Annotated in this window: 29 protein-coding genes; 13 read left to right on the forward strand and 16 right to left on the reverse strand. The window is 73.8% G+C overall.

The features are described from left to right. Positions 1–5 precede the first annotated feature (5 nt). Positions 6–2,225: a diguanylate cyclase gene (locus tag OG799_RS25385; RefSeq protein ID WP_406046401.1), complete on the reverse strand. Its 2,220-nt coding sequence runs from the start codon at positions 2,223–2,225 to the stop codon at positions 6–8. 85 nt (positions 2,226–2,310) lie between these two features. Here OG799_RS25385 and OG799_RS25390 point away from each other — a divergent pair, with 85 nt between their 5' ends. The 3 genes from OG799_RS25390 to OG799_RS25400 all read left to right on the forward strand — a co-directional run bounded on the left by OG799_RS25390 (position 2,311) and on the right by OG799_RS25400 (position 4,223). Then, positions 2,311–2,976 carry a 5-formyltetrahydrofolate cyclo-ligase gene (locus tag OG799_RS25390; RefSeq protein WP_406038224.1) on the forward strand — a complete coding sequence of 222 codons (666 nt, stop codon included), beginning with the start codon at positions 2,311–2,313 and terminating at the stop codon, positions 2,974–2,976. A gap of 40 nt (positions 2,977–3,016) precedes the next feature. Further along, complete coding sequence (locus OG799_RS25395) at positions 3,017–3,373, forward strand: FmdB family zinc ribbon protein (protein WP_406038226.1); 357 nt, start codon at positions 3,017–3,019, stop codon at positions 3,371–3,373. A 346-nt stretch (positions 3,374–3,719) separates the two neighbouring features. Continuing rightward, positions 3,720–4,223: a flagellar biosynthesis protein FlgA gene (locus OG799_RS25400; protein ID WP_406038228.1), complete on the forward strand. Its 504-nt coding sequence runs from the start codon at positions 3,720–3,722 to the stop codon at positions 4,221–4,223. 95 nt (positions 4,224–4,318) lie between these two features. On the opposite strand, the gene OG799_RS25405 is transcribed toward OG799_RS25400, so the two are convergent. Further along, positions 4,319–4,501 (reverse strand): hypothetical protein, encoded by a 183-nt coding sequence (locus OG799_RS25405; RefSeq protein WP_406038230.1) that lies wholly within the window; start codon positions 4,499–4,501, stop codon positions 4,319–4,321. Between the two features lie 189 nt (positions 4,502–4,690). Here OG799_RS25405 and OG799_RS25410 point away from each other — a divergent pair, with 189 nt between their 5' ends. After that, on the forward strand, positions 4,691–5,095 hold the full coding sequence (locus OG799_RS25410; protein ID WP_406038232.1) for a hypothetical protein: 405 nt from the start codon (positions 4,691–4,693) through the stop codon (positions 5,093–5,095). 16 nt (positions 5,096–5,111) lie between these two features. Here the strand turns inward: OG799_RS25410 and OG799_RS25415 are convergent, their stop codons facing one another. Continuing rightward, positions 5,112–5,594 carry a DUF2231 domain-containing protein gene (locus tag OG799_RS25415; protein WP_406038234.1) on the reverse strand — a complete coding sequence of 161 codons (483 nt, stop codon included), beginning with the start codon at positions 5,592–5,594 and terminating at the stop codon, positions 5,112–5,114. Positions 5,595–5,792: 198 nt separating this feature from the next. On the opposite strand from OG799_RS25415, the gene OG799_RS25420 reads away from it, so the two are divergent. After that, positions 5,793–6,221, forward strand: a complete 429-nt coding sequence (locus OG799_RS25420; protein ID WP_406038236.1) for a Fur family transcriptional regulator — start codon at positions 5,793–5,795, stop codon at positions 6,219–6,221. Positions 6,222–6,313: 92 nt separating this feature from the next. Beyond that, positions 6,314–7,177: an oxygenase MpaB family protein gene (locus OG799_RS25425; protein ID WP_406038238.1), complete on the forward strand. Its 864-nt coding sequence runs from the start codon at positions 6,314–6,316 to the stop codon at positions 7,175–7,177. Between the two features lie 112 nt (positions 7,178–7,289). On the opposite strand, the gene OG799_RS25430 is transcribed toward OG799_RS25425, so the two are convergent. From OG799_RS25430 to OG799_RS25470, 9 genes are all read right to left on the reverse strand, one after another. After that, entirely contained in the window at positions 7,290–8,117 is an 828-nt protein-coding gene (locus OG799_RS25430) for a RecB family exonuclease (RefSeq protein WP_406046402.1), read from the reverse strand. 159 nt (positions 8,118–8,276) lie between these two features. Further along, a complete protein-coding gene (locus OG799_RS25435) occupies positions 8,277–8,891 on the reverse strand; it encodes a MarC family protein (protein ID WP_406038240.1) in 615 nt (204 codons plus the stop codon). Between the two features lie 31 nt (positions 8,892–8,922). Next, positions 8,923–9,789 (reverse strand): PHP domain-containing protein, encoded by an 867-nt coding sequence (locus tag OG799_RS25440; protein ID WP_406038242.1) that lies wholly within the window; start codon positions 9,787–9,789, stop codon positions 8,923–8,925. A 37-nt stretch (positions 9,790–9,826) separates the two neighbouring features. Further along, positions 9,827–11,095, reverse strand: coding sequence for a hypothetical protein (locus OG799_RS25445; RefSeq protein WP_406038244.1), 1,269 nt, complete (start codon positions 11,093–11,095; stop codon positions 9,827–9,829). After that, positions 11,092–11,805: a SigE family RNA polymerase sigma factor gene (locus tag OG799_RS25450; protein ID WP_406038246.1), complete on the reverse strand. Its 714-nt coding sequence runs from the start codon at positions 11,803–11,805 to the stop codon at positions 11,092–11,094. Before OG799_RS25450 ends, OG799_RS25445 begins: the two co-directional genes overlap by 4 nt. A 103-nt stretch (positions 11,806–11,908) precedes the next feature. After that, positions 11,909–12,784, reverse strand: coding sequence for a PH domain-containing protein (locus OG799_RS25455; protein ID WP_406038247.1), 876 nt, complete (start codon positions 12,782–12,784; stop codon positions 11,909–11,911). A gap of 6 nt (positions 12,785–12,790) precedes the next feature. Further along, positions 12,791–12,946 carry a hypothetical protein gene (locus OG799_RS25460; RefSeq protein WP_406038249.1) on the reverse strand — a complete coding sequence of 52 codons (156 nt, stop codon included), beginning with the start codon at positions 12,944–12,946 and terminating at the stop codon, positions 12,791–12,793. Positions 12,947–13,066: 120 nt separating this feature from the next. After that, entirely contained in the window at positions 13,067–13,765 is a 699-nt protein-coding gene (locus OG799_RS25465; RefSeq protein WP_406038251.1) for a DUF6758 family protein, read from the reverse strand. A 61-nt stretch (positions 13,766–13,826) separates the two neighbouring features. Continuing rightward, positions 13,827–14,495 (reverse strand): TrmH family RNA methyltransferase, encoded by a 669-nt coding sequence (locus tag OG799_RS25470; protein WP_406038253.1) that lies wholly within the window; start codon positions 14,493–14,495, stop codon positions 13,827–13,829. A 144-nt stretch (positions 14,496–14,639) separates the two neighbouring features. On the opposite strand from OG799_RS25470, the gene OG799_RS25475 reads away from it, so the two are divergent. After that, the gene (locus OG799_RS25475) at positions 14,640–15,302 is read left to right on the forward strand and encodes a hypothetical protein (RefSeq protein ID WP_406038255.1); all 663 of its coding nucleotides are present in this window, start codon (positions 14,640–14,642) and stop codon (positions 15,300–15,302) included. Between the two features lie 69 nt (positions 15,303–15,371). Here OG799_RS25475 and OG799_RS25480 read toward each other — a convergent pair whose 3' ends face one another. Together OG799_RS25480 and OG799_RS25485 are read right to left on the reverse strand one after the other, a co-directional pair. Further along, complete coding sequence (locus tag OG799_RS25480; protein ID WP_406038257.1) at positions 15,372–15,863, reverse strand: hypothetical protein; 492 nt, start codon at positions 15,861–15,863, stop codon at positions 15,372–15,374. Positions 15,864–15,958: 95 nt separating this feature from the next. Beyond that, the gene (locus tag OG799_RS25485) at positions 15,959–16,474 is read right to left on the reverse strand and encodes a MaoC family dehydratase (protein WP_242796585.1); all 516 of its coding nucleotides are present in this window, start codon (positions 16,472–16,474) and stop codon (positions 15,959–15,961) included. A 545-nt stretch (positions 16,475–17,019) separates the two neighbouring features. Between OG799_RS25485 and trxA the strand changes: the two genes are divergently transcribed. From trxA to OG799_RS25500, 3 genes are all read left to right on the forward strand, one after another. Continuing rightward, positions 17,020–17,382, forward strand: a complete 363-nt coding sequence (gene trxA / locus OG799_RS25490) for a thioredoxin (protein ID WP_406038259.1) — start codon at positions 17,020–17,022, stop codon at positions 17,380–17,382. Positions 17,383–17,543: 161 nt separating this feature from the next. After that, the gene (locus tag OG799_RS25495) at positions 17,544–17,984 is read left to right on the forward strand and encodes a hypothetical protein (RefSeq protein ID WP_406038261.1); all 441 of its coding nucleotides are present in this window, start codon (positions 17,544–17,546) and stop codon (positions 17,982–17,984) included. Further along, positions 17,981–18,898, forward strand: coding sequence for an MFS transporter permease (locus tag OG799_RS25500; RefSeq protein ID WP_406038262.1), 918 nt, complete (start codon positions 17,981–17,983; stop codon positions 18,896–18,898). Before OG799_RS25495 ends, OG799_RS25500 begins: the two co-directional genes overlap by 4 nt. 147 nt (positions 18,899–19,045) lie before the next feature. Here OG799_RS25500 and OG799_RS25505 read toward each other — a convergent pair whose 3' ends face one another. Beyond that, positions 19,046–19,465: a thiol-disulfide oxidoreductase DCC family protein gene (locus OG799_RS25505; RefSeq protein ID WP_406038264.1), complete on the reverse strand. Its 420-nt coding sequence runs from the start codon at positions 19,463–19,465 to the stop codon at positions 19,046–19,048. A 91-nt stretch (positions 19,466–19,556) separates the two neighbouring features. Here OG799_RS25505 and OG799_RS25510 point away from each other — a divergent pair, with 91 nt between their 5' ends. The 3 genes from OG799_RS25510 (at position 19,557) to OG799_RS25520 (ending at position 23,197) form a co-directional block, all read left to right on the forward strand. Further along, positions 19,557–21,629: an intein-containing Rv2578c family radical SAM protein gene (locus tag OG799_RS25510; RefSeq protein ID WP_406038266.1), complete on the forward strand. Its 2,073-nt coding sequence runs from the start codon at positions 19,557–19,559 to the stop codon at positions 21,627–21,629. Between the two features lie 64 nt (positions 21,630–21,693). Further along, positions 21,694–22,095, forward strand: coding sequence for an acyltransferase family protein (locus OG799_RS25515; RefSeq protein ID WP_406038268.1), 402 nt, complete (start codon positions 21,694–21,696; stop codon positions 22,093–22,095). A 694-nt stretch (positions 22,096–22,789) separates the two neighbouring features. Further along, a complete protein-coding gene (locus OG799_RS25520) occupies positions 22,790–23,197 on the forward strand; it encodes a CoA-binding protein (RefSeq protein WP_406046403.1) in 408 nt (135 codons plus the stop codon). On the opposite strand, the gene OG799_RS25525 is transcribed toward OG799_RS25520, so the two are convergent. Further along, positions 23,181–23,330: a hypothetical protein gene (locus tag OG799_RS25525; protein WP_406038270.1), complete on the reverse strand. Its 150-nt coding sequence runs from the start codon at positions 23,328–23,330 to the stop codon at positions 23,181–23,183. The genes OG799_RS25520 and OG799_RS25525 overlap by 17 nt on opposite strands. Positions 23,331–23,336: the final 6 nt, after the last annotated feature.

Raw genomic sequence — 23,336 nt, forward strand, 5'->3', positions numbered from 1 at the left:
CGAGACTATCGGCCACGGCTCTGCCGCGGCGGGTGAGGACCGGAAGACGCGCCGCCGGGAACCCCGCCCGCGGCGTCCACCGCGCCGGCCCGGGGCAGTCCGTCGGGCGGGCTGACCGCCCCGGCGACCACGGCGATCTCCTGCGTGGGCGCCGGGTCCGGGGGCTGCGCCACCCGGTAGCCGTCCCGGCCGGCGGCCTTGGCCGCGTACAGGGCGTCGTCCGCCGCGTCCAGCACCTGCTGTCCGGTGGCGGCGTGGACGGGGTACACGGCGATACCGATGGAGACGGTCACCGGCACCAGCACCGGCTCACCCGAGTGCCCGTCCACCGGCACCGGGCTGTCCCGGACCACCGCGCCGAGCCGCTCGGCGACGATGGCCGCGCCCCGGGCGTCGGTCTCCGGCAGCAGCACCACGAACTCCTCGCCGCCGTGCCGGAAGGCCAGGTCCATCTCGCGGATCTCCCCGCGTACCCGGCGGGCGAACTCCACCAGGACGGCGTCCCCGGCGGCGTGGCCCCAGGTGTCGTTGACGTCCTTGAACCGGTCCAGGTCCAGCGCCAGGACGCTGAGCATCCGGCCGAACCGGTTGGCCCGCTCCACCTCCCGGCGGATCGACTCGCGCAGGTAGCGGTAGTTCCACAGCCCGGTGAGCGGGTCGGTCAGCGACAGCCGCTGGGCCTCCTCGTGCACCCGCACGTTGTCCACCGCGACCGCGGCGTGCCCGGCGAAGGTGCGCAGCGTCTCCAGGTCGTCGTCGTCGAACTCGTCGGCGCCGAGCCGGTCGTAGAGGGCCAGCACGCCGAGCGTCCCGCCGCCCGCCGCGCCGCCGTCGCCGTCCGCGCCGGCCGGCGGGTGCCCGGGCCGGTCGGGGCCGCCGCGCCCGCCCAGCTCCGCCGCCCCGGGCGCCGCGAAGGGCACCGCGATGTACGTCTCGCAGAGCGGCTCCCCGGTCGACCCGGTCGCCGGCTCCCACCGGCCGCGCAGCGGCTCCCCGGTGGCGGCCACCGCGCCGACGACCCCCGCGCCGACCGGCACCCGCAGCGTCGCCGCGTCGGTCGGGTCGTCCGCGGCCCAGCGCCCCTCCAGCCCTTCGGCGCACTGGCCGACCAGCACGCCGGCGCCGTCGAGCAGCAGCACCGCCCCGGCCCGGGCACCGGTCGCCGCGATCGCGCTGTGCAGGAGCACCCGCAGGATGCGTTGCAGGTCGTGGGTGCTGGCCAGGGTGTCGCCGAGCACCGCCAGGTGGCCACGCAGCTGGTCCCGGCTGCTGGTCAGCGCGGTCACGTAGGTACCGGTCTCCCGGGTCATCCGGTTGAAGGCGAGGGCCAGCCGGCCGATCTCGTCCCGGCTGCGCACCGGCACCCAGGTGTTCAGGTCGCCGTGCGCCACCCGGTCCACCGCGCCGGCCAGCTCCACCAGCGGCCGGGTGGTGACCCGGGCCAGCCGCCAGGCGGCCAGCACCGCCAGCAGCGCGGCCAGCACCACCGCGCCGACCAGGGCGGCGTAGAGGCCGGGTGGCCGTTCCCCGGGAACCGACAGCACCAGCGGCAGCGGCTGCCCCGGGGCGGGACCCGCCCGGCGGACGTACCGGCCGTCGGCGGTCTCGGTGACCCGGTCCCCGTCGACCCGGGTGGCGGCGGCCAGCACCGCCTCGCGTACCCCCCGGTTCTCGGTGGTGTGGGTGACCCGGACGGGGCCGGCGGCGTCGTCGAGGAGGGTGACCGCGACCCCGGTCACCGCGGCGAGGCGCGCCACGAAGGCCGGGTCGACGGGTTGCGCGGCGACGACCGCGCCCAGGTCGGCGCCGCTGGGATCGCGGAGCTGGACCCGGACGGCGAGGGCGCGGACTGGCCCGCTGGCCGGCTGGTCGCCGGAGCAGTCCTGCCAGGGCTCGGCCGGGCCGCCGGGGGTGGCGTAGCTGGTCCGGCCGGCGGTGTCGGTGACCCGGACGGCGGCGGCCAGGCCGCGGCCGACCACCTGGGTCGCCGCGCCGGGCCGCGCGGCGGGGTCGGCGACCAGCGCGACCGCGTCGGCCGCCGCGCGCAACTGCTGGCAGAGGGCGTCCACGGAGGTACGCACCGCGGCGGCGGCCAGCCCGAGCCGCTCGGTGGAGCGGCCCCGGTCGACGGCCGACATGGTGGAGCCGACGAAGAACGCGCCGAGCAGGACGGGGCCGAGCACCACCGCGAGGAAGGCCGCCGTCAACCGCCCGCGTAGCGTCAACGCTTCCCCCCGGAAGTTGCGCGCCCGATGTTGCGATGCTGACACAGAGCTACCGTCAGGCGAGCGTTGCGTGAGGAGTGTTGCGTTGCCGGATTTCGCGGATGAAGCGGAAGTGACGCATGAGGCGAAGCGGGAGGCGCGGGTCGCGCTGCTCGCCCGCCGTCGGGCGCTGACCGGTCCGCAGCGCGCCGACGCCGCGACGCGCGTCCAGGCCGAGCTGGTCGCCCTGGTACGCCGGCTGCGCCCGGCCCGGATGACCGCGTACGTCCCGGTCGGCTCGGAACCCGGTGGTCCGGACCTGCCGGCGGTGCTTCGGGCGGCGCTGGAGCCGGCGGCCGAGCTGCTGCTGCCGGTGCTCCGCGACGATCTGGACCTGGACTGGGCGGCCTACACGGCCCCGGAGTCGCTCGTGGCGGCCGGGCGAGGGCTGCGCGAGCCCGCCGGCCCCCGGCTGGGGCGGTCGGCGGTGGCCGACGCCGAGCTGGTGGTCGTCCCGGCCCTCGCGGTCGACCATCGAGGGCTGCGGCTGGGCCGCGGCGGCGGCTCGTACGACCGGGCGCTGGCCCGGGTGCCTGTGGCGACCGTCACGGTGGCGCTGCTGCACGACGGGGAGCTGGTGGCGAGCATCCCCGCCCAGCCGCACGACCGCCCCGTCCGCGCCGTCATAACGCCCGCCGGCGGGCTGCGTACCCTTGCGGAGGCACCCGGTGTGGGACGGCCCGCTTCCGCTGGACGAACCCGGCCCCGATGACGCACCATTGGCACTCGAATACGTCGAGTGCCAACAGGCCGTGCCAGATCCGGAGGAGAACGTGCCCACGTACCAGTACGCCTGCACCGCGTGCGGCCACCAGCTCGAGGCGGTGCAGTCCTTCTCTGACGAGCCGCTGGCCGAGTGCCCGGCGTGTGAGGGGCGGCTGCGCAAGGTCTTCAACTCGGTCGGCATCGTCTTCAAGGGCTCGGGCTTCTACCGCACCGACTCCCGCTCGTCGGGCTCGGACACCGCGTCGAGCACCCCGACCAAGGCGGCGAAGTCGGAGTCCACCTCCGGCGGCGACTCCGGCTCGTCGAGCAGCACGTCGACCGGCTCGTCCAGCGGCGGAGCCGCCAAGACCCCGGCCGCCAGCACCTCCAGCTCCTCGTCCTGACATCGCCGCGCGAGCCGGCCGCCCGCCGGCTCGCGCCCGGAGTCGATCCAGTCAAGGTCGGCCAGGTGGGGTCATCCCGGTCCCGCCGACGCCCCCAAACGGCGAGCCCGCGTTGATCACCTGTCCGGACCGGCCCGATCGGCTCCGGCCGCCCGGCGCTGAGCGCCGGCCCGGCCGACCCGCGGGCATAGCACATGTCCGGCCGACGTGGGGGTTGTCCACAGGCGGGCCAGTTGTCCACAGGCGACCGGCGCCGGCCTGCCTCCAAGCCCTCCCGCTCCTAGCCTGCTGAGTGGGCGCTGTCCGGACGGCGGCGCCCGGGCGGCCCAGGCGGGGAGGCGCTGGCGTGACGGCGAGCGAGGGATCACTGCGTCCGGCGCGCTGGCGCGGGCTGCCCCGGGGCGGGACACTGCTCCGGGTGACGCTCGTCGCGATGCTGCTCGGCCTGGCCGCCGCTGTCCTGCGGACACCCTCCGGGTGCCCGCCCGGGGCGGTGCCGGCCACCCTCGCTCCGACCCCGTCGGCCAACCCGACCGCCGCCCCGCCCGGGTCGCGTGGTGGGGCACTGCCGCTGCCCGACGGCGCGGTGGGGGTACCGGTACGGCTGGCCGAGCCGGCCGCGCTCGCGGTGCTCCACCCGGGCGCCCGGGTGGACCTGCTCGTCGTACCGGCCGGCGGGGCGGCCGGAGCGGCTGTCCTCCTCGCCACCCGGGCGCTGGTGCTCGACGTGGTGGGCGCGGACACGGCCGACGGGTCGTCGGCGCTCTACCTGGCGCTACGGCCCGAGCAGGCCCAGCGGGCCGTCGGCCTGCCCGAGGGGAGCCGGTTCGCCGTGGTCGTCCGGGGCTGAACCGGTCGCGCCGATGGCGGCGCGAGCCAATCAGTGCCCGTGCCGGCTATTTCCCCGTGCGGCTATTTCCCGGTGCGGGTCAGTCCCGGCGCGGGTCAGTCCCAGTGCGGCGGGCGCTCCGCGAGCAGCCAGTCGTCGTTGCCGCCGGCCCGCTCGCCCCAGCCACGGTCGGTGTCGTCCGCCGTCTGCTCGGGCAACACCACGAAGTCGTCGCTGAGGTCGACCGTCCGGTCGTCGTCGCCGCGCGCGCCCCGCACGCCGGGGTCCTCGGTGCTCACGAACGGCAAGGATACCGCCGGACGGAAGCAACCCGGCGCACGCGGCGGCTCGCGGACCAGCACCCCATCGCCGGAAAGATCAGCCGACGCGTCGGGGAGTCGGGCGCGGCGGAGCGGCGCCCGGTCATCGGGCGATCGCCGGCCGCGTCGGGGAGCCGGCCGGCCGAGCCATTGGTAGCGTCGGACGGCGTGACGACGCCGAGCGGGACCAGCCCCGGGGACGAGTTCTGGCGGTGCCCGCCGGACCAGCAACCGACCGACGGAACGGCCCCACCGCCGACGGACGGGACCGCACTGCCGGCCCCGGGCCCGGCGGGACCGGGCGCCGGTGGACCTGCGGTCGGCCCGGGCAGCGGCGCGGCGGCCGGGCAGGGTGGCTACACCGGTCCCCCGCCGACCGTCCCGCCGCCGCCCGGCTGGCGACCGCCGGTGCACGTGCAGGTGCCGCCGCCGCGACAGCTACCCCCGCAGGACATGGCCGGCATGGACAACGCCGAGCAGCAGTCCCAGCGGCTCACCTACGGCGTCGGCGCGGTGGCCGCGGTGGTGCTGGTCCTGCTGGTCTGTCTGCTCTGCTCGCGGGTGGTCTTCTGAGCCGGGCAGCCCGGCGTCAGACGATGTTGCTCCACACCATCTTGGCCCCGCTGTCCCCGGTGAGATAGACGTACACCAGCGCGAACACCGCGAGGACGGCGATGACCGCGGTGAGCGCCCAGACGAGCCAGGTGGGCAACCCGCGCACCCGTTCGAGGCCGCTGGTCAGCAACAGCAGCAGGAGGGCCGCCACGGCGAGGGCGACGGTCAACCAGAGCAGGGTGTCGCCGTACTCGGAGTGCTCGTGGATCTTCTGGAGGCCCTCCGGCGGGTAGCCGCGGCTCCTGAGCACCTCCTGCAGCTCCTCGCCGGACTCGGTGGCCACGAAGGTGACGATCGGGGTCAGCACGGCGAGGACGGCCACCGCCCAGCCGAAGCGGGACCGCCAGCGGGGCAGCACCCCGTACGCGACGGAGAGCAGCGCCAGCAGCGGCACCAGCACCACCACGGCGTGGATGACCAGGACGTGACCCGGCAGACCATTGACTTCCCTGAACACCGACACCTCCGGCGAGTGGACGGGTACCGCGAGCGATCAGAGTACGACGCTGTGACGGCCGTCGCTGCTCGTCACTGCGGTACACGCGGTGGCCGGGGTCGCGGTTCACCGGAAACCGGTTCACCCGATGGCTGTGTGCCGGGCCACCCCGGTGCCGGGTCACTTGTCGCCCCGGTGAGCCCGTGCTGTCATTACGTCATGTCCAGTGGTGAGGAGCTGCTCCGGTCGAGGGGCCTGCGGGTGACCCGACCGCGCCTCGCCGTGCTGGACGTGCTCGCCGCCGGGGGTCACCTGGAGGTCGACGAGATCACCCGCCGGGTCCGCGAGCGGCTGGACTCGGTGTCCACCCAGGCGGTCTACGACGTGCTCGGCGCGCTCTCCCGGGCCGGGCTGTCCCGCCGGATCGAGCCGGCCGGCAGTCCCGCCCGCTACGAGGCCCGGGTCGGGGACAACCACCACCACGTGGTCTGCCGGGGCTGCGGCGAGATCGCCGACATCGACTGCGCGACCGGCAGCGCTCCCTGCCTCGACCCGAACACCGCCCACGGGTTCGAGGTGGACGAGGCGGAAGTGACCTTCTGGGGCCTCTGCCCCACCTGCCAGGCCCGCCGCTCCGCCGACCACTGACGTCGGGCACGCCGGCCCGTCCCGGCTGGCGAGGACACGTCGCCGACGTCCCGGCCTGCCCGCATCGGGCACGGGCGTGGCACTCTTGATCGGTGGACTCCGACGACCTCGGCCTCTTCGGTCCCGGATCGGTCACGTGGAAGGTGCACGAGGAGCCGATCCTGATCATCGCCGGCCTGCGTTCGCTCTACCTGCAGGCGCTGCACCCCAGGGCGATGGCGGGGGTCGCGCAGAACAGCAGCTACCAGACCGACGCCTGGGGTCGCCTGGTCCGCACCGCGACCTACGTGGCGACCACGGTCTACGGCACCACGGCGGAGGCGGAGGCGGCGGGCCGCCGGCTGCGTACGCTGCACGCCCGGCTGCGGGCCCGCGACCCGTTCACCGGTGAGGAGTTCCGGATCGACGACCCGGACCTGCTGCGCTGGGTGCACGTCACCGAGGTGGAGTCCTTCGTCAGCACGGCCCGCCGGGCAGGGTTGGCCCTGACCGACGACGAGGTCGACGGCTACTACACCGAGCAGCGTCGGGCGGCGGCCCTGGTCGGGCTGGACCCGGCGGACGTGCCCGGCACGGCCGCGGAGGTGGCCGACTACTACCGGCGGATCCGCGGCGACCTGCGGATGACCAGGGAGGCGGCCGAGACGGCGCTCTTCCTCACCGCCCCGCCGATCCCGTGGAAGCTCAGCCTGCCGGTGAAGCTGGGCCTGCACCTGGGTCCGCCGAGGTGGGCGTACCTGGGGATCGCCGGCACCGCGCTGGGGCTGCTGCCGGCCTGGGCGCGCCGGCTGTACGGCGGCCTGGGGCTGCCCACCACCGCGCTCTCGGCCGACCTGAGTGTCCGGGCGCTGAGGCTCGCCCTGGCCGCGCTGCCCCGCCGTTACCGGGAGGGGCCGTTGCAGCAGGCGGCGAAGGAGCGCGCCGCCCGTCTCGCCGACCCGGCCACCGCCGGCTGAGTCGGCCCTCGATCGATTCGGTGTGCGGCATCCCGGGGTGTCCTGCGGCCCGGACCCCAGGGCATTCCGCGAGCGGGGACGCCGTCGCCCACCCCGCGGGCGGGGCTGAACGTCAGTCCTCGGCGAGCCGTTCCACGGCGGCCCAGGGGTCCTTGCCCGGCGTCTGGGCACCGGTCGGGCAGGTGCGGCGGTAGTCGCACCAGCCGCAGCGCGGACCGGGGGTGGTGGGGAACGCCTCGTCCGGATCGGCGCCCTCGGCGACCGCCCGCTCGGCGGCCATGATGTCCCGGGCGGCCTCCTCCGCCCGGCTGAGCTGGCGGGCCAGCGACTCGGGGGTGTGGTCGTGCGCGGCGACCGTGCCGGTGGGCAGGTGGTGCAGCTCGACCCGGCGGCAGGGCCGGCGGAACACCCGCTCGGCCGCGTACGCGTAGAGGGCGAGCGCCTGCGAGCCGCGCGCGTCGTCGGCGTCCAGGCCGGTGCGGCCGGTCTTGTAGTCGACGATGACCAGCTCAGGGCCGTCCGCGCCGGGGCGGGAGTCGATCCGGTCGGTGCGGCCGTTGAAGGCCAGCACACCGGTCTTGACCGCCACCACCCGCTCCACGCCGAGCGGCTCCTCCCCGGGATCCAGGCCGGCGACGTACGACTCCAGCCAGGTCAGCGCCCGGCGGTAGGCGTCCCGCTCCTGCTCGTCGTCGCGGTAGCCCTCGCGGACCCAGGTGCCACGGAGCAGGGCGGCCAGGGCCTCCGGCCGGCGGCGCTCCGGGGCGAGCGCGTACCAGTTCTTCAGGGCGGTGTGCACGCTGGCGCCGAGCGAGTTGTGCGCCCAAGGCGGCCCCTTCGGCGGCGCCGGACGGTCGACGTAGGAGTAACGGTAGCGGCGCGGGCAGTCGGCGTACGCGCCGAGCTTGCTGGGGGTGCAGACGAAGAGTCGCTCCGGCATGCCCTCGAAGCCGAGCTGCTCGGCCTGCTCGGCGCGGGGCCGGGGGGCCCGGCCGCCGGTGCCCGGTCGTCCGGTCGGGGAGGGTCGTCGCACGCCTGAGATCCTGCCACCCCGGTACGACACCCCGGCGACGGCGGGCCGGCTCACGGTCGGGCCGGGTCAGTTCATGGTCAGGTACTGGGTCACGAAGGCGGCGATCGCGTCGGCGATGAGCTGCACCGCGATGGCGGCCAGCAGCAGGCCGGCGATCCGGGTCAGCACCTCGATCCCGCCCGGCCGGAGGATCTTGACGATCCCGCCGGAGAAGCGCAGCACGATCCAGACCGCCACCATGACCGCGACGATCGCGGCGGCGATGGCGGTGTAGTCGGCCAGCCCGCCGGCCCGCTGAACGAAGAGCATGGTGGCCACGATGGCGCCCGGGCCGGCCAGCAGCGGGGTGCCCAGCGGCACCAGGGCGATGTTGGACGTCACCTGCTGACTGGGGTCGTCCGCCTTGCCGGTGAGCAGCTCCAGGGCGACCAGGATGAGCAGCAGCCCGCCGGCGGCCTGCAACGCCGGCAGGTCGACGTGCAGGTACGCGAGGAGCGTCTGCCCGGCCACCGCGAAGATCACGATCACCCCGAGCGCCAGCGCGACGGCCTGCCAGGCGGCCCGGTTCCGGTCCCGGGCCGGCAGCGGCCCGGTCAGCGCGAGGAAGATCGGCATCATGCCCGGCGGGTCGACGATCACCAGCAGGGTCACGAAGACCTCGCCGAACAGCTTGAGATCCACCCGGACACGGTAGCCGCGCCGTCCAGGCGGTTCAGCCTGAAGCGACCGGGGTCACCCCGCTGGCCGCGGCGACGATCCGCTCGTACGCGCCGGGGTCGGTGGTGTACGCGCCGAGCCGGACCGTCTTGTGTGTGCCGTGGAAGTCCGACGACCCGGTGACCAGCAGGCCCAGCTCGGCGGCGAGCCCGCGGACGTGCGCCCGTTCGGCGAGCGAGTGGTCCTCGTGGTCGGCTTCCAGGCCGGCCAGCCCGGCCGCGGCCAGCTCCACGATCAGCTCGTCCGGCACGATCCGGCCCCGCCGGCTCGCCCGCGGGTGGGCGAACACCGGGACGCCGCCGGCCGCCCGCACCAGCGCCACCGCCCGGAAGACGTCGATGTCCTCCTTGGGCAGCCGGTACCGCGCCCCCAGCCACTCCGGCCCGAACGCCTCGGTGGTGGTCGTCACCAGCCCGGCCCGGATCAGCGCCTGGGCGATGTGCGGCCGGCCCACCGTCCCGCCGGCCGCGCCGGCCAGGATCTCGGGCCAGCTCACGTCGATGCCGTCGGCCCGCAGCAGCGCGACGATCCGCTCGCCGCGCACCTCCCGGGCCAGCCGCACCCGGGCCAGCTCGGCGACCAGCTCCGGCTCGGTCGGGTCGAAGAGGTACGCGAGCAGGTGCAGCGGGATCGCCGGCTCGACCCCGTACCAGCGGCAGGAGAGTTCGGCGCCGCGGATCAGGGTGAGCCCGGGCGGCAGGGCGCGTACGGCGGCGTCCCAGCCGGCGGTGGTGTCGTGGTCGGTGACGGCCACGACGTCGAGCCCGGCGTCGGCGGCGGCCCGGACCAGCTCGGCGGGGCTGAGGGTGCCGTCGCTGGCGGTGGAGTGGGTGTGCAGGTCGATCCGGGGCGCCGCGGTCATCCGCCGACGCTACCGGTCCGGGCAGATGGCCGCCGGGTCAGGAGACGGTGTCGCTGACCAGGACCGGCCGGTCGCCGGGGGCGACGCCGCCGACCGGCGCCGCCTCGGGCCGCTCACCGGCCAGCACCCGCTCGACCCGGACCCGGACGAGCTCGCCGTCGCCGTCGACGTGCAGCGCGGTGCCGGTTGGCGTCCAGGCCACCACGCCGGTCAGCGCGGGCCCGGCGGGCCGGGCGGACACCGTCGAGCCGAGCGTGTTCAGGTCGACCAGGAGGGCGTCCTTCGCGGCCCCGTTCACCAGCAGCCACCGGCCGTCGGTGGACACCCCGCCCCGGCCGTCGGTGCCCAGCTCGGGACCGCAGCCGGTGCGTACCGGGGTCAGGCCGCGGGCCGGGTCGAGCAGGGCCAGGCAGGGTCGTCGGGGCGTACCGGCGGAGACCTGGCCGACCACCCGACCGTCGGGCAGCACGCCGTAGACGTTCAGCACGCTCCGGGCTGGGGTGGACGGCACCGCACCGGCCATCCGGGGCCAGACGGCGAAGCCGCCCTGACCGGGCTGCCGGACCAGGACCGTGTCACCGGCGAAGCCGACCGGCACCGCCCCGTCCGGGGCCGGCGTGCGGATGGTCGCGAGGAGTTGGCCGCCGACCAGTCCGGCGGCGAGCACGTCCCGGCCGTCGCGCCAGGCAACCTGTCGCCCGTCCGGGGCCAGCGCGATCGCGTCCGCGCCGGCCAGCAGCACCTGCGGCGCGCTGCCGTTGGGCGGGACCCACCAGAGGGTACGACCGGCGGCGCTGGCCACCGACGTGACGAGCCAGCCGCCGTAGTCGGCGACCCGCTGCGCCCGGTCGACCGGGCCCACGCCGGTCAGCTCCCGCCGCACACCCCCGCTGCCCTCGATCCAGGAGCCGACGACCAGATCCAGCTCGGCCCGGACCGGCCCCTTCATGGGCGGCGTGGGCGGGGACGAGGTCGGCAGCGGCGACGCCGGCGGGTTGCGGGGGTCGCCGAGCACCACGGTGGGGCTGCCCTGGTGGCCGGGCCGGTCGCCGAGCTGGGCCATGCCCGTGGTGACGAGCACCGTGGCCGCCCCCGCCAGGGCGAGGCCGGTCAGGGCGCGCCGGCGTACCGCCCGGTTGGCCCGGCGGATGGCCAGGGCGGCCGGGTCGGCGGCGAGCGGCGCCGGCGCGGCGACCCGACGGGCGAACGTCTCCCGCAGCGCCCGCTCCAGCTCGTCCTGCGTCACGGCGAATGGACGCTCCGGACCCGCGGTCTGGTTGTCGCAGGGATTCGGCGTCCGGCTCATCGGGTCTCCACCGGCACGGTGGCGGGTCGGGCGGCGGCCGAACGGCCTGCGAGGGCGGCCGCCCGGGCCGCGGACGAGCTGGCAGCGCGGGTCGGGGCCACCGCGGGAGCCGGGGCCGCCGCGCGGGTCGGGGCCGCCGCGGGTCGGGGGCGTTCCGGGGTACGCGGCGCCGGCCGGGTGGGCGGCGTACCGTCCTCGGCCGGCAGGCCGAGGGCGGCCTGGGAGCCGAGCCGGCGGCGCAGGGTGGACAGCGCCCGCGAGGTCTGGCTCTTGACGGTGCCTGGCGAGATCTCCAGCAGGGCGGCGGTCTGCGCCTCGGACATGTCCTCGTAGAAGCGGAGCACCAGCACGGCCCGCTGCCGGGCGGGCAGCGCGCTCAGGTGCCGCCAGAGCGCGTCGCGGTCGAGCTGCTGCTCGATCTCGTCGACGCCGGCCCGCTCGGGCAGCACGTCGGTGGGGCGTTCACCGTGCCACCGGCGTCGCCACCAGCTGGTGGAGGTGTTGACCAGGACCCTGCGGGCGTACGGCTCGATGGCCTCGATCCCGCCGAGCCGCTTCCAGGCCAGGTAGGTCTTGGTCAGCGCGGTCTGGAGCAGGTCCTCGGCGGTCGCCCAGTCCCCGGCGAGCAGGTAGGCGGTGCGCAGCAGGGCACCGGAGCGGGCCGCGACGAACTCGCGGAACTCCTCCTCCAGCGGGTCCCTGCTCGCCACCGCTCACCTCCGCGCCCCGTCCTCCATGGCAGGCTGCCACGGCCGGGAGGGTCGAGTCGACGGCAAATGGTGCGCAGTTCATCCGATGTTCGGACGAAAAGTTTCACGCCCCGTCGTCGGCCTTGGCCTCGTCCGCCTCCTTGCCCAACCGCGCCTCGACCGCCTGCGGCTCGTACATCTCCTCGACCACACGCAGGTAGAGCTCGTTCGGGTTGGGCAGATTCTTGATCTCGCGGAGGGCCTGCTCCTGGCCGGCGGACTCCAGCACGAAGGTGCCGTAGTTGAGCGCGCGGCCGGTCGGCGTCTGCTCGTACTTCATGTCGGTGACCCGGACCAGCGGCATCATCGCGACCCGCCGGGTGATGATCCCGTTGACCACCATCACCCGCTTGTTGGTGAGGATGAAGCGGTCGTACCACCAGTCGGCGACCCGCCAGGCGACCCAGGCCATCACCGCGAACCAGAGCAGCACCGCGACGGTGGTCAACGCGCCCACGTCCCGCCCGGCGAGGAAGCCGGAGAGGTAGCCGAGCACGAAGGTCGCCACGATGCCGACGATGATCGGGGTGGAGAGGTGGATCCAGTGCCGCTTCCACTCGCCCCGGTAGCGCTCGGTGGGGAAGAGGTAGCGGGCGACCAGCGAGCTGGGCTCGTCCTCGAGCGGCAGCACCCGGCGGGGGGTCATGCCGGCCGCGTCGGCGCGCAGCCCGGCCAGCTCGTCCTCGGAGATCTGCGGCGGCTGGTAGCCGGCCTCCGGGTCCCGGATCCAGGCCCGTCCGGAGCGGCCCTCGCCGGCGTAGCCCGGCCCGTCGCCGTAGCCGACGTCGTCCGAAAGGGAGGGGCCGTCGCCGAGGCCCGGGCCGGCGCCGTAGCCGGGCCCGTCGTCGGGCCCGATCCGGGGGATCGGCTCGGTGTCGCGCTCCCGGCGTTCCCGGTCGGGATCGTCGGGGTCGAAGGGGGGACCGGAGGGGCTTCCCATCGGCGGCTAGGCGACGAGGCTGGTGAAGAAGTCGCCGAAGCCCTGAGCGATGTCCATGATGCCGCCGCCGAGCGACTTGAAGACGTCGGCGGCGGAGTTCGGCCGGTACGCAACGAAGAAGATCAGGAATGCGATGCCGGCCCAGGTGAGGACCTTCTTCATAGCGGGCCATCCTCTCGCACGGAGCCGGGTCCGTTTTACCGCTGCGGCACCCAGAGTATCAGTATGGTGTCGTACAGTGAATATCTGCGTATGTACTCCGACTCGCCCGGAAACGGCCGGTCAGGCCGCTCCGTGCAGGTACGGAGAGGGTGCGCCGTACACGAGTTCGGGCGGTGTCCACTCGGCGAGGTCGTGCAGCACGACTTCTTCCGCGAGGAGGTGACCCGCACTCGCCGGCCAGGCTATCGCATGGAGCCACATTCCCCGAGCCTCGCCGGCGTACGCACTTCGATCCGTCGGGGAATTCACCAGCCACAGTGGAGTGGGATGGCCGCCCACCCGGATCTTGGCGTGCGGTACGCGTTCGGCGTGACCAGGGCCGGGATCGGTCAGCGCCGCCGCCAGCTCGGGTCCCGGGTCCGGCCCCGGCATGCCGGCGAACCGGGTGCCCAGGCCGACGCCCGGTTCCTCGGCGACGAAGAGCAGGTCGGCCGGTCCACCGTCGAGCGGCGCCGGGCCGGCGCAGGCCACCGCCGTGGCCCGCACGCCGCCCCGCTCGTCCCCGGCCCACGCCACCCCGGTCAGCGTCCATCCGGGTGGGAGCGGCCACGGGCACCAGAGCGGCACACCCGGCCGGTCGGGCGGGTCGGCGGCGGCCACCACCTGGTCGACCACGCTCGCCACGATCTCGGCGCCGATGTGCTCGGGCACGTGGAGCGGGGACACCGGCCCGCACCGCAGGCAGCGTGACTCACCGTGCATCAGGTCCGGCTCGCGTACCGGCCCCGCACATCTCGGACAACTCACCGCGACACTCACACCCCCACCGTCACCCCGGGCGGACGGCCCGTCAAGCGGAGCGGACGGACGGCCAGGGGATTCAGTCCGCCGGGCCGTCCGGGAGGGCACGGCAGTCGGGTGCGGGTCGGTCCGGCGGCGGGCCGGCGTGCGAGCGGATCCAGGCGTGCATGGCGATGCCGCTGGCCACCCCGGCGTTGATCGAGCGGGTCGAGCCGTACTGGGCGATGGAGAAGAGCTGGTCGCACGCGGACCGGGCGGCGTCCGAGAGGCCCGGCCCCTCCTGGCCGAAGAGGAGGACGCAGCGGCGCGGCAGGGTGGTGCTCTCCAGCGGCTTCGAGCCCGGCAGGTTGTCGATGCCGACCACCGGCAGCCGCTCGGCCGCCGCCCAGGCCACGAACTCCTCGATCGTCGGATGGTGCCGGACGTGCTGGTACCGGTCGGTGACCATGGCGCCCCGTCGGTTCCACCGCCGACGGCCGACAATGTGCACCTCGGCGGCGAGGAAGGCGTTGGCGTTGCGGACCACCGTGCCGATGTTGAAGTCGTGCTGCCAGTTCTCGATGGCCACGTGGAAGTCGTGCCGACGCCGGTCCAGGTCGGCCACCACGGCCTCCCGCCGCCAGTAGCGGTAGCGGTCGACCACGTTGCGCCGGTCGCCCTCGGCGAGCAGTTCGGGGTCGTACCGCGGGTCGTCCGGGAGGTCGCCGGGCCACGGCCCCACACCCACGTCGAGCTGGTCACCGGTCACGGTTTTCAGAGGGTACGGCCCCTGCCGGCCGCCCCCGCGCCGAGGGTTCCGCCCGCGGCCGGCCGGTGTCCGGTCTCCGTCACCGCGCGGGGCCCCGGCCCGACCCTCCGCCACCTAGGCTTCGGCCACGGACGGGGGTGCGGGATGAACGCACGGGTACGGATCACGACGACGGCTGTGCTCGCCGGCCTGGCGACGGCGGGCTGCGGCCCGGCCACCGACGCGACCGGGCCGGGCGGCACGGCGAGCACGACCGCCGCCGACCGGGCGACGAGCGCCAGCACCGCGGCCGGCCCGGCCCCCGGACCGTGGCCGAATCCGAGCGCCCGGCCGATGGACCGGGTGCTGCGCACGGGCATGCGGATCGGCGACGACGAGCTGATGCTCAGCCCGTCCACCAGCCACATCATCGACACCGCCTGGTTCGACACCCGCACCGGCCGCTACCACCCCCTGCCCGAGGACGAGAACTTCCGCTCGGCCTACGGAGACGACCGTTCGCTACCCTTCTTCGAGGTACGCGAGCGGCCCGCCCCGGACGGCCGGCTGATCACCTTCGGGTTCGCCTCGGCCCGGGTGGCGCGGGCGACCATCGTCCAACCGGGCTATCCGACGGCCACGCTCACCGTGGCGCCCTGGGGCGGAGACCCCGGCACAACCCTGTTCTGGGCGGCCCGCCCCGGTCGGTCGATGGTGGCGGACGCGCCCGCCGGGCAGCGTGCCGTCTGCGTCCTCTACGACCAGGCGGGCAAGGTGCTCGGCCGGCTGGTGCTCGCCGAGCCGCGGTTCACTCAGCGGGACGGCTGATCCGCCCGGCGGTCGGTGCGGCCGCGCCCAGCCCGGTGCCGATCGGGTCCCGGCGTGGTCGGCCAGGGCTCAGCGCAGCCCCAGCGCACCGCCCAGCCGGTCGAGGAAGCGCCGGTCGGCCGGGCTCGACTCACCGGCGGCGGACCGGCAGACCCGCGCCGCGACCGATTCCACCCACTGCCGGTACGCGGCCGAGTCGGCCGGGTCCGCGCGGCGGTCGAGCACGCGTATTGCCGCCCGGCAGGCGGCCAGCAGGTCGACCAGGTCGGTGAGGCGCTCGTCCCGCGGGGCGGTCCCGTCGTGCCGGGCGTAGATCGCGGCGACCACGGCGCGGACCAGGTCGCTGTCGAAGCCCCGGCCGGCCGCCACCGCGTCCAGGCCGGCGAGTCCGGCGGCGACCCCCCGGGGCGGCCGTCCCGGACCCGACGAGGCGGCGGCGACGAGGACGCGGCCCGGCAGGTCGGTCAGCAGGTCCCACTCCGCCGCGGAGTAGACGGCGGTGGTCAGCGGTGCGGCACGACGGCCGGCAGAGGGCGGCTCTCCGGCGACGGAGTGGCTCATGGGGACCTCCGGCGTCAGCATATGCCCCGGACAGCGAAAAGGGCCCCTTCCCCACCGGAACGCGGTGGGCAAGGGGCCCTGGGTCGTGCCGGAGGTCAGCGCGGCTCGGGGAAGCTCGGCCGCTCCGGGTCGACGCCGTCGGGCACGGCGGCCGCCGCGTACTCCTTCTTGGGGACCATGACCTTGCGGCGGAAGACGCAGACCAGCGTGCCGTCCTGGTTGTAGCCGCGGGTCTCCACCGCGACCACGCCGCGGTCGGGCTTCGAGGCGGACTCCCGCTTGTCCAGCACGGTGGTCTCGCCGTAGATGGTGTCGCCGTGGAAGGTGGGAGCGACGTGCCGCAGCGACTCGATCTCCAGGTTGGCGATCGCCTTGCCGCTGACGTCCGGCACGGACATGCCGAGGAGCAGCGAGTAGATGTAGTTGCCGACCACCACGTTGCGCTTGAACTGGCTCGCCGTCTCGGCGTAGTGGGCGTCCATGTGCAGCGGGTGGTGGTTCATGGTGAGCAGGCAGAAGAGGTGGTCGTCGTACTCGGTGACCGTCTTGCCCGGCCAGTGCCGGTAGACCGCGCCGACCTCGAACTCCTCGTAGTAGCGGCCGAACTGCATCCTTGTCCCCTTCGACGGGCGGCGATGGAGTTCGGCACAGCATGCCTTACCGCTTGTTAAGGCGACGACCGGGGCGCTGGCGGTGAGGAAATGTCACAGCGACCACAACCGGGGGGGAGACGCAATGAGCGGCGGGGCCCTCCCCGGCACCCGCCGCCCACGCTCTGATGCGACAGATTCTGCCGTACACCGACGCCGGGCGGACAGAGACGGGCGTCACATTTATCCTTTTGTAACACTACACAGAGTGGTCGTAGTCAATCGGCCAGGCGATCTCGGGAAGCCCGATCGGTCCTTGTCAAGCGTCAAGTTACCGCTTCGTAGCAGCAGCATGCGGCGATCTCCTTGGAAGCGCTCCCATCACGTCTGGTCACGCAAGTGCGTCGTGCACTTGCGGTCCGCACACCGGAACGGACAGATATCATTCGATGGTTCCCTCCGTCACCGGTCCACTGCTGAGAGTTTCGGCACGCCCGGGCCGGGAATTCGACGTCACCCGCCCTGGTTCCAGTGGACGTAGTAATCCGCGCTGATCGGAGAGTGCAATGGCAACGGTTGAGCTGACCACGGCCAACTTCGACGAGGTGACCGAGAGCGACGGCATCGTCCTGCTCGACTTCTGGGCCGACTGGTGTGGCCCGTGTAAGCGGTTCGCTCCCGTCTACGAGCGCTCGTCGGAGAAGCACCCGGGCATCGTCTTCGGCAAGGTCGACACCGAGGCGCAGCAGGAGTTGGGTGCCAAGTTCAACATCCGCTCGATCCCGACGGTGATGGCGATCAAGGACGGCGTGATCGTCTACAACCAGCCGGGCGCCCTGCCGGAGTCGGCGCTGGAGAACCTGATCGAGCAGGTCGAGCAGCTCGACATGGACGAGGTCCGCAAGCAGATGGCCGAGCACAAGCACTGAACCACTCCGGCGCCGGCCGGGTCCCCGACGGGGGCCCGGCCGGTGCCGTTTCCGCACTTCCCCGCCGCCCTCCGGACGCCCCGACCGCCGACACGGCCAGCGAGGAATGGACGACGGAAGGACATCTTCCGGCCGCCCCGATCCCGTATCGTCCCCAACCGATGGAGACGTTGACCACCCGCGGGCGCGCGGTCCGGCTGGGCGCGACCGCGCTGGGGCTGGCGCTGCTCATCGTCGGCACCGTCCGCGGCACCGACGACGACTTCCCGTTCGGCCCCTTCCGGATGTACTCCACCTCGGACCCGCCGGACGCGCCCGCGCCGGACACCCGGGTGGAGGGCGTGGACCGCACCGGCGCGGTGGTCGACCTGGGCCAGGACGCCACCGGCATCCGCCGCGCCGAGATCGAGGGCCAGCAGGGCCGCTACGCCGCCGACCCCGCGCTGCTGCGCCAGGTGGCCGACGCGTACGCCGAACGGCACCCCGCCGCGCCCGCGCTGGTCGAGGTGCGAATCGTCATCCGCTGGTACGGCATCCGGGACGGCCGCCCGACCGGCCGGTGGACCGACGAGACCGCCGTGCGCTGGCAGGCCGGCCGATGACCGGCTGGCTGACCGAGGCGGTCCCCCGCGGCCGGGTGGCCGCCTTCCGCACCCTGGTCTACCTCTTCGTCGCCGCGGACCTGGTCGTCTTCACCCCCTGGGTGCGCAGTCGCGTCGACGTGCCCGGCGAGCTGTACCACCCGCTGCTGATCGGCCGGCTGCTTCCGCTGCCCACCCCCACCCCGGCGCTGGTCGGCGTGCTCTTCTGGGCGCTGCTGGCGCTGGCCCTGCTCGCCGCGACCGGACGGGCGCCCCGACTGCTCGGCTGGGCGGTCTTCGCGCTCTACTTCGAGTGGATGATCGTCGCGATGAGCTACGGCAAGGTCGACCACGACCGGGTCGGACTGCTCGTCGCGCTGGCCGCGCTGCCCACCGCCGGACGGGCCCGGCACGGCGACGCCACCCGCACCGAGGCCGGCGGCTGGGCGCTGCGGGTCACCCAGATCGCGGTGATCTGCACCTACTTCCTGGCGGCCTGGGCCAAGTTCCGGTTCGGCGGGCTGGACTGGGCGACGGGCTCGGTGCTGGCGCGCGCGATCATCCGACGCGGCACCGACCTGGCGGACCTGATCGCCCAGGTACCGCACCTGCTGATCGTCGCCCAGTTCGGCATCCTCGCCTTCGAACTGCTCAGCCCGGTGGTGTTCGTGCTGCCCGAGCGGTGGCGGCTGGCGATGGTGGCCTTCTTCTATTCGTTCCACCTGGTCACCGTCGCGACGATCACCATCTCGTTCGCCCCGCACCTGGTGGCGATGACCAGCTTCCTGCCGCTGGAGAAGGTCCGGCCGGTGCTCTGGGCGCGTCGCCTGCTCACCCGCCGCCGGTCCGGGGCCCGGACCAGGCCGGACGACGAGGCGCACCCGCCGACCGTCCTGACCGGCCCCGGGCCGGCGGTCGGACCCGCCACGCCGTAGCGGGCCGGCCCTCGGCTGCCGCCACGTCACCGAGCTGGTGCGGCAGGGCGCTTCCCGGCTGCCGCCACGTCACCGAGCTGGTGCGTCGATCAGGGACCGGGACGAGGCCCAGCCGGGTGGCGGTCCCGGGGCGTGCGAAGCGGCGGGTCAGGAGCCGGCGGTGGGCCGGCCGGTCGGGCCGTAGAGGCGTTCGCGGGCCTCCTGGGGCAGCGAGCACGCCGCGGTGCCGCCCGGCAACCGGTGCCGGTTGCGGGCCACCCAGCGGTACGCCGGCCAGGCGGCCGCCCGTACCGGTGGGAAACGCAGGCCGGCCCCGGCGAACCGCCAGAGCGGCGCGCTGTCGCCCAGCAGCTTGGCGATGGCGTCGGGACCCGCCGCGCGGGAGCCGTCGGCGCCGACCCACTGCACCGCCTCCTCGCACTCGGCCTCCGTCAGGCCCAGCGCGGCGAGGTCCGCGAACTGCCAGGGCAGCACGCGGACGCCGGTCGGGATCCGGCGCTCGATGAACTCGGCGCAGCGACTGCAGAAGGCGCAGTCGCCGTCGTAGACGAAGGTCGACGTCTCCATGCCCCCATCCTCCACCCGCCGGGCGCGCGCCGGGCACCGGTGTCCGGCGAGTCACTTGCACATCGTTCGTACGCGTGTTCGAATGAGGTCCATGCGCTGGGAGAACCTCTCCGCTCCCCCGGACGAGGGGAATCCCGACGGGGCAGCGCCAGCGACTCCACCCCTGCCGCTGGCGCTCCCCGGCGCGATCGCCCGCACGTTCGACACCCCGGGCTTCGCCGGGATGACCTTCTACGAGGTGCGGGCAAAGTCGATCATCAACCGGGTGCCCGGCGAGTCCCGCGTTCCGTTCGAGTGGACGATCAACCCGTACCGGGGCTGCTCACATGCCTGCCGCTACTGCATGTCCTCTGACACTCCCGTTCTGATGGCAGACGGGCGGACCAAGGAAATCCGTAACCTGGAGATCGGGGACCGGATCTACGGCACTGAACGTCGCGGCGCCTACCGCCGCTACGTCGTCACCACGGTCCTCGACAAGTGGTCCACGATGAAGCCGGCCTTCCGGGTCACACTGGAGGACGGCACCACACTGGTCGCCAGCGGCGATCATCGGTTCCTGTCCGACCGAGGTTGGAAGTACGTCACCGGGACGATGAACGGAGCTGATCAGCGTCCCTATCTGACCACGAACAACCGTCTGATCGGCACCGGCCGCTTCACGACCTTGCCTAAGGAGTCGGCCGACTACCGTCGCGGCTACCTCTGCGGCATGGTGCGTGGCGATGCCAGCATCGGCACCTACCCGAATCGCAACCGGACCAGCCCAGTGCACCAGTTCCGACTGGCATTGGCGGACGACGAGGCGCTGGATCGCGCAGAACGGTTTCTCGCCGCCGCAGGCATCGAAACGCGGCGTCACTCCTTCTCTCCGGCCAGTGCGACGAGGCGAGCCATGGTCGCAATTCGCACTGGCAAACGCCGGGATGTCGAGGCCATCAGGCAGATGATCCGATGGCCGGCTGACCCCAGCAGTGACTGGCAACGCGGCTTTCTCGCCGGCATCTTCGACGCCGAAGGCAGTTGCAGCGGCGGCATCCTGCGGATCTGCAACTGCGACGATCAGATTCTCGACCACACGGTGCGGGCGCTGCGCGCCTTCGGATTCGCCGCCGTCCTGGAAGATCGCAAGCAGACAAATCGCCTACGCTACATTCGCCTCACCGGCGGTCTACCAGAGCGTCTGCGCTTCTTCCACCTCACCGATCCCGCCATCACCCGCAAGCGGTCGGTCGAGGGAGCAGCCCTGAAGTGCAAAGCCAAGCTGCAGGTGGTGAGCATCGAGGACCTCGGGCTGGAGCTGCCGCTGTGGGACATCACCACGGGGACCGGTGACTTCATTGCCAACGGGGTGGTAAGCCACAACTGCTTTGCGAGAACCACCCACACCTATCTTGACCTGGATGCCGGGGCAGACTTCGACCGCAAGGTGATCGTCAAGGTCAACGCCGGCGAGCTGGTCCGGCGCGAGCTGGCCGCCCCGCGCTGGCGCGGCGCGCACGTCGCGATGGGCACCAACGTGGACTGCTACCAGCGGGCCGAGGGGCGCTACCGGTTGATGCCGCCGATCATCGAGGCGCTGCGCGACTTCGCCAACCCGTTCTCGATCCTCACCAAGGGCACGCTGATCCTGCGGGACCTGCCGCTGCTGCGCCGGGCCGCCGAGGTCACCCGGGTCGGTCTCTCCTTCTCGGTGGGCTTCGTCGACGAGGAGCTGTGGCGCGCCGTCGAGCCGGGCACCCCGAGTCCGCGGCGACGGCTGGAAGCGGTCCGCCAGCTCACCGACGCCGGGTTCGAGGTGGGCGTGCTGATGGCCCCGATCCTGCCCGGCCTCAGCGACGACGAGGAGTCGGTCGAGTCGACCGTGGCGGCGATCGCCGCCGCCGGGGCGACCAGCGTGACGCCCCTGGCGCTGCACCTGCGCCCCGGCGCCCGCGAGTGGTACGCGCACTGGCTGGCCCGGGAGTTCCCGCAGCTGGTCCCCCGTTACCGCCAGCTCTACCAGGCGGGCGCGTACGCGCCGCAGGCGTATCAGCGGGAGCTGACCGCGCGGGTGCGGATGGCGGCCCGTCGGCACGGGCTGCACCGGGCCGAGGTCGGCGACAACCGACGGCTGCCCGAGCCACCGTCGCCAGCCCCGGCCGAACAGCTGACCCTGCTCTAGGACCACCGGCCGGTGGGCCGGGGCGACGACAGAGGGCCTTACCCGGCCGGCATGTCCGATCCGGGTGCTCGACGGCCTGCGTCTCTTCGCCGCGCTGATGGTGGTGAGCTACCACTATTTCGGCTTCGTCTCCATGCCCACCGCGTACGGCTGGCTCGGGGTCGAGCTCTTCTTCCTCATCAGCGGCTTCGTGATCTGCATGAGCAGCATGGGCCACACGGTGGGGCAGTTCGCGACCTCGCGGATCGTGCGGTTGTTTCCCGCGTACTGGTTCGGCGTGCTGCTGACCAGCGCCGTCCTGCTGATCTGGGAGGTCCGCCAGGCACCGTCCCTGGGTGAGATCGCCGTCAACCTGACCATGCTGCAGGGTGGGGTGGGCGTACGGTCGATCGACGGCGTCTACTGGACGCTCTGGGCCGAGCTGCGGTTCTACCTGCTCTTCTCGGCCGTCGTGTGTTCGGCGTGACCTACCGGCGGGCCGTCGTGTTCTGCGTCGCCTGGCTCTTCGGTGCCGTGCTCACGATGAAACCCCGGGCGTCGCCAACACCGTCCTCGTCTCGGCGTGGGCGCCGTACTTCATCGCCGGTATCGCGTTCTTCCTGATCCACCGGTACGGCCAGACCTTGCTGCTGTGGGGCCTCGTCGGCGTCTGCTTCCTGCTCTCGGCGAACCACGTCGTCGGGCTGGCCGTCCGCGCGAACAAGCTCTCCGGGCGTGCCGACCTGCCGGGCTGGCCAGCCGCCCTGATGCTGGCCCTGTTCTTCGCGCTGATGGCGGCGGTGGCACCGGGCTGGCTGCGGCTGAGCTGGAAGTGGCTCAGCGTGGCCGGGGCCCTCACGTATCCGCTCTACCTCATCCACCAGTACGTCGGCTGGACGGTCCTCGCGGAGCTGGCCCACCTGCCGTATCTTCCGCGCCGACTCGGCCTGATCGTGGTCATGATGGTCGCGGCATGGTGCATCCACCGGTTCGGGGAACGCCCGGCGGCGCGGCTGATGCGCCCGGCCCTCTCGAGAGCGATCGGCGCACTGGACAGAGTTGACGTACCGGCAGCGTGGCCGTTCGCGACGTCCGCGGCCACGTCTGTGGTGGTAACGCCGCCGGCCGACCGTCGTCGGGTGACCGGCGCGGGAGGTGGGCCGCGGGGATACGCTCGGCTGATGCGCTCAGCTCAGCAGATTCTCGCCGACTCCACCGTGATCGCCGTCGTGGGCGCGTCCCGCGATCCGGGCAAGGCCGCGCACCGCGTTCCGTTGCAGATGCAGCAGTACGGCTGGCGGATCATCCCGGTGAACCCGACGGTGGACGAACTGTTCGGCGAGAAGGCGTACCCGTCGCTGGCCGACATCCCGCACCCGGTCGACCTGGTCGACGTGTTCCGGCCCGCCCGGGACGCGGTCGACGTGGTCCGGCAGGCGGTGGCGATCGGCGCCCCGGCGGTCTGGCTGCAGCTCGGCATCTTCTCGGCCGAGGCGCGGCGGATCGCCGAGGAGGCCGGCATCGACTACGTCGAGGACCGCTGCCTCGTCGTCGAACGGGCCGCCGGCGGCCTCACCCGGCTCGGCTGAGCGGGCCGGCTCGCGCTGGTCGCTGCCCCGGCTCGTCCTGGTGGAAGACCAGGTCCAGCTGGGCATCGAGCGCGGCGAGCGCGGTCTCCGGCGGGTAGTGCCCGCCGAGCAGGTAGACGCCCAGTCCTTCCATGATCGC

Source organism: Micromonospora sp. NBC_00898, assembly GCF_045207895.1.
Classification (GTDB): domain Bacteria; phylum Actinomycetota; class Actinomycetes; order Mycobacteriales; family Micromonosporaceae; genus Micromonospora.

Excerpts from the sequence above, each read along its gene's own strand:
- OG799_RS25495 (WP_406038261.1), top strand. The coding sequence starts at position 17,544 with ATGGAGACGTTGACCACCCGCGGGCGCGCGGTCCGGCTGGGCGCGACC.
- OG799_RS25430 (WP_406046402.1), bottom strand. The coding sequence starts at position 8,117 with ATGCCGGAGCGACTCTTCGTCTGCACCCCCAGCAAGCTCGGCGCGTAC.
- OG799_RS25460 (WP_406038249.1), bottom strand. The coding sequence starts at position 12,946 with ATGAAGAAGGTCCTCACCTGGGCCGGCATCGCATTCCTGATCTTCTTC.
- OG799_RS25420 (WP_406038236.1), top strand. The coding sequence starts at position 5,793 with ATGTCCAGTGGTGAGGAGCTGCTCCGGTCGAGGGGCCTGCGGGTGACC.
- OG799_RS25510 (WP_406038266.1), top strand. The coding sequence starts at position 19,557 with ATGCGCTGGGAGAACCTCTCCGCTCCCCCGGACGAGGGGAATCCCGAC.
- OG799_RS25475 (WP_406038255.1), top strand. The coding sequence starts at position 14,640 with ATGAACGCACGGGTACGGATCACGACGACGGCTGTGCTCGCCGGCCTG.
- OG799_RS25455 (WP_406038247.1), bottom strand. The coding sequence starts at position 12,784 with ATGGGAAGCCCCTCCGGTCCCCCCTTCGACCCCGACGATCCCGACCGG.
- OG799_RS25505 (WP_406038264.1), bottom strand. The coding sequence starts at position 19,465 with ATGGAGACGTCGACCTTCGTCTACGACGGCGACTGCGCCTTCTGCAGT.
- OG799_RS25485 (WP_242796585.1), bottom strand. The coding sequence starts at position 16,474 with ATGCAGTTCGGCCGCTACTACGAGGAGTTCGAGGTCGGCGCGGTCTAC.
- OG799_RS25480 (WP_406038257.1), bottom strand. The coding sequence starts at position 15,863 with ATGAGCCACTCCGTCGCCGGAGAGCCGCCCTCTGCCGGCCGTCGTGCC.
- OG799_RS25445 (WP_406038244.1), bottom strand. The coding sequence starts at position 11,095 with ATGAGCCGGACGCCGAATCCCTGCGACAACCAGACCGCGGGTCCGGAG.
- OG799_RS25500 (WP_406038262.1), top strand. The coding sequence starts at position 17,981 with ATGACCGGCTGGCTGACCGAGGCGGTCCCCCGCGGCCGGGTGGCCGCC.
- OG799_RS25440 (WP_406038242.1), bottom strand. The coding sequence starts at position 9,789 with ATGACCGCGGCGCCCCGGATCGACCTGCACACCCACTCCACCGCCAGC.
- OG799_RS25520 (WP_406046403.1), top strand. The coding sequence starts at position 22,790 with ATGCGCTCAGCTCAGCAGATTCTCGCCGACTCCACCGTGATCGCCGTC.
- trxA (WP_406038259.1), top strand. The coding sequence starts at position 17,020 with ATGGCAACGGTTGAGCTGACCACGGCCAACTTCGACGAGGTGACCGAG.
- OG799_RS25525 (WP_406038270.1), bottom strand. The coding sequence starts at position 23,330 with ATGGAAGGACTGGGCGTCTACCTGCTCGGCGGGCACTACCCGCCGGAG.